Source organism: Methanobrevibacter sp. UBA188, assembly GCF_905234905.1.
Lineage (GTDB): Archaea > Methanobacteriota > Methanobacteria > Methanobacteriales > Methanobacteriaceae > Methanocatella.
Map to the genome: position 1 here is coordinate 1 of NZ_CAJOJM010000075.1, position 4,787 is coordinate 4,787.

Here is a 4,787-nt window from a genome sequence, read left to right on the forward strand (position 1 = left end):
ACTCACAGTGGTGAAGGTAATTATGATTCTGTTACTGGTCTTTGGATTGTTGGTGATTTGGCTAATGGCGCTTCTGCAAAATTAGTAATTACTACTCAAGTAAATATTACCAATGCAACTATCAGAAATGTAGCTAATGCTACTTCCGATACTCCTGGTAATAATACTCCTGGTAACAATACTACTGAAGTTGACCCTAAAGCAGACTTAATTGTCGTTAAAGAAGTTTCAAAACAAATCGTCAAAACTGGTGAAACTGTAATCTGGACTATTACTGTAACCAACAATGGTCCTGACACAGCTGTTAATACCAGGGTTACTGATAAGTTGCCTGCTGGTCTTGTTTATGTAACTCACAGTGGTGAAGGTAATTATGATCCTGTTTCCGGTCTTTGGATTGTTGGTGATTTGGCTAACGGTGAATCTAAACAATTAGCTATTTCCACTATTGCAAACATTACCAACAAGACTATTGTCAACGTTGCAAACGTAACCAGTGATACTCCTGGTGACAAGAAAAATGATACAAACAATACTACAGTTGTTGAAGATATTGCAGATTTAGAGGTTATCAAAATCGTAATTGGAGAAAATCCACACAAAGGAGACATCATTACTTGGGTTATTACTGTTATAAACCACGGTCCTAGTGATGCTAAAAGCGTAATTGTAACTGATAGGTTGCCTTCTGGATTAATATTCAAAGAAGCCGACGGTAACTATAACCCAGATACCGGTGTTTGGACTGTTGGCGATTTGGCTAATGGCCAAACTGCAAGTTTAAAAATTACCACTATTGTTGACATTACAAACGCTGAAATTACCAATGTTGCTGTGGTCAATTCCACTACTCCGGATAACAATACAGACAACAACAAGGACAATGACACTACCAATGTAGATCCTGAAGCTGACTTAAAAGTAATCAAAACAGTATCCAATCCAAAACCTACTGTTGGAGACGTTATTACTTGGACTATTACTGTAATCAATTTAGGTCCTGATGCAGCTGATGATGTCATTGTAGAAGACATGTTGCCTGCTGGATTGAAACTCATATCTGCTAAAGGAAGCAAAGGTGATTATGAAGATGGAATTTGGACAGTCGGAACATTAGATGACAAAGAAGCTGCAACTTTAGTGCTCACTACAAGAGTAACAGCTTCAAGCGGTACTATCAGAAATGTTGCAACCGCAACCGGTTCCACTTACGACCCTAACAAATCCAATAACAAAGACTATGACGTTACCAAACCTAAAGCAAAACCAATGGCTGATTTGGGAATCATCAAAGTGGCTAATGTTGAAAAGGTTAAAGTTGGAGATAAAATCATTTGGACTATTACCGTAACCAATTACGGTCCTGATGTTGCTAAGAATGTTCGCGTAAAAGATGTAACTGTAGGTGATGTGGAATACATTTCATCAAGAGCTACTAAAGGTTCATTCGATCCATTATATGACCTTTGGACTATCGGTGATATGGAAGTCGGAGATGAAGTTGTTTTAACTATCGTAGCTAAAGCATTAAGCGCAGGAACTGTCATCAACACTGCTGAAGTTGTAAGTGATACTCCTGATCCTGACAAGGATAACAATAAGGATAAGGCTATTGTCATTGTTAAAGACAAACCAACTCCTGATAATCCTCCGAAAACTCCGAAAACTCCAACTCCAAAAACTCCTGCAACTATGCACGCTACAGGTAACCCAATCGTAATGGTTCTTTTAGCATTGTTTGCTTTAGTTGGTGCAACCTTAAGAAGAAAAGATTAAATTGAACACGTTGGGAAATTAACTTTTCCCATACTTTTTTTATTTTTCATCTGATATTTACTATCGATTTACTTGAATATGGATACAATTATTCCAATATATTTTGTCGAATATACTGTTTTTATTGAAGACATTTTTAAAATTATTATATTGACACATCTGCCTTACTCAATTGTGTTGTGGCATATATATTGCAAAAGCATGTTCCATTAATTTAAGGTAACTGATTAAACTTTATTTTACATAATTGATTTATTAAGTACTTTTTTTTATATGATTTTAGGTCATTTAATATGATTATTAAAAATTTTTTAAAAATTTTAAAAAAATTTGAAAAAAGACGCCTAAATTTCAATTTTATACTTTTAGATTGAATTATTGTGAAATATCCTTATTTAATTTTGAATATTTAAAAAATATCAAAAATAGTATTGATAAACTATTTATTTATCAAAAAACATAAGTTTATATACATGTATGTTGGGATTGTAGAAAATATAATTAGGGCATACGTGTTAATGAAAATTTGTACAAATAGTATTTAAATATTTTAAAAATTAAATGAAAATAGATACATTTGTATCAAGGCTTTTATCAAGCCTCAATATCGTGTTTCGGCACGAATCAATGCGCTATAATAAGTGAAAATATGATCTTGATATTTTTGACCAAGCCCATGTTGAATATATTGGAGATTTTATTTTCATGTAATATAATTGATAATCTAGATAGCTATTGTCCTTGTTGAAATTTGCAATATTCGGCATCGATTGATTTAATCATTACAGTTATTTTAAATCACACCTGTGGTTTATTAATGGCTGTCAATAGTTATTTATTTTATTTATTATATTCTGATTTTTACAATTCCTCATTTTTCATATTCTTATTTTATTCTTCTGTTCATATTTTGAGCTTATTTTTTAAAAAAATAATTTTCTACTGTATACAATTTAATCATAACATTTATATTACTGAATTAAGAGAATTATATTCAGTACTATGTACGTTTTCATTAATTTTTAATAAATATTTTATACTATAGATGGATAATTTTCATTAGATTGGATTAACAAAAATTATAAAAATTTGTTGTAAATGAGGAAAATTATGCATAATAGGCGAAAATTGTTTTTCATTTTAATGCTTGTTTTAATAATTTTAACCACTTCGTTTGTAGCTGCGGCAGACAATGTTACAAGTGAAGTTGGTGATGACACGATGTTGTCGGTTTCGGATGATGTCGTTGTTGAGGAAAATGATGAACACAATTCGGTTGAAAAGTCATCAGGCTCAGTACTGGGTTTGGCAAAGGATGTTCAATCGGATAAAAATGAGAGTGAGAAAAATTTGGTTAAAAATGATGCTCAAGTGTTGGGTGTTTCTAATAATCAAGAAATTTTAGGTGTTACTGAAAATTTATATGGAGGTACTCCACAACAAATTATGAACCAAATTAAATCAATAAGTGATAGGGGTGGGGGTGTACTCTATTTAAATAATGCAACTTATGTTGAACAAAATCCGTGGGGCGGTTATAATACTGGTAGTATTAATGCCGCCAAAGATGAAATTTTAGAAATCAAAAATGTAAAGATTTTTGGAGGTACTGTGGATAAACCGTATTTGATGTCTACTCTTATATCTGGTGGTTATTGTTTAAATTTCGGAGGTGTAACTCATAATTATAACTGGAGAGAAACTTGGGGTACTTCTGGTTGTAAACTAGTAAATGTATCTTTTGAATATCTTAATGCACCAGTAGCAGGTATAGTAGGTTTTTCAAGTGGTTCTGTAATAAATTGTACTATAAATAATTGTACATCTAAAACACAGTTTATGGGTATGCAAGGCTCTTGTATGGATAATACTCCAATTCATATTTGGGGATGTAACTTTACTAACTGTCATCAAACTTATCCTGGTGCAAATGGTGTAAATGACGGTTCCGGTCAGTTAGGAGCTGTTTTTGGAATTGATATGAGAGATTGTAAATTTGAAAATACATCTTCCGCTCAACATGGTGGTGCTTTATGTATTGCTGATGAGTCAGAATGGGGTTCAGGTAATGTTACTTCAACAATAAGAAATACTAAGTTTATAAATGTTGAATCTCGCTGGTTTGCTATTTATATTCATGGAAATTTTAGTACTTCTGTGAAATATATCAGCAGTCCTCAAATAATTGAGGATTGTGAATTTATAAATTGTACTGGTAGTGGTGAATATTCCGGTGCTATCGGTATTAGTCATGACAATTTAATTATTAGAAATTCTAATTTTACCGATTGTGTTGGTGGTCAAGGTGGTGCCATCATGGTTGGTGGAATTGATGGAGATCACGATGGTTTCAGTGGTAGAAATTATCAGGGTAATAATGTAACGGTTATGGGATGTATTTTCACGAATAATATTGCTAAAACAGAAGGTCAAACTTATTCATTTTGTGTAGCTGTATATAATCCAGTTTCTGATGGAAAAGGGGACGGCAAGCCTCGTTATCATAAAAATCCTGATGGTTCATATACTCAAGATGATAATGGTGACTATTATCAAAAACACCCAGATAGAACATTTTATCCATCCGGTAATGCGGGTGCAGTTTATGTATATGGTAATGATACTAAAATTATTGACTGTACATTTGAAAATAATAATGCAAGTGCAAATGGTTCTGCACTATATATTGTTGGTCAAAGAACCATAATTGAAGATTCTAGATTTTATAATAACAGTGCTGATGTTGATGGTGCTATTTATATTGAAGGTAATGATGTAAAAATTAAAGGTTGTACATTTGAAGATAATGAAGCTGTAAACGGTTCAGCAATTTATATTTTAGGTTCTAGAACTGAGATTAGTCATTCTACATTTGAAAATAACAATGGTACTAACGGTACTGTTTACATTAAAGGTAATTATACTAAAATCACTTCCGGTTCTAATTTCACTGATAACAATGCTTCCTACGGTGGTGGTATTTATATTGCAGGTGCCTACACTTTGATTTC

The 4,787-nt window shown here is 32.5% G+C and carries 2 protein-coding genes; both read left to right on the forward strand.

The features are described 5' to 3' along the window. Nucleotides 1-1,776, forward strand: a 1,776-nt coding sequence (locus QZ143_RS09310; protein ID WP_292883518.1) for a DUF11 domain-containing protein, incomplete at its 5' end; no start/stop codon positions are given. Between the two features lie 1,110 nt (nucleotides 1,777-2,886). Further along, the coding region (locus QZ143_RS09315) for a right-handed parallel beta-helix repeat-containing protein (RefSeq protein ID WP_292883521.1) at nucleotides 2,887-4,787 on the forward strand (1,901 nt) is incomplete at its 3' end.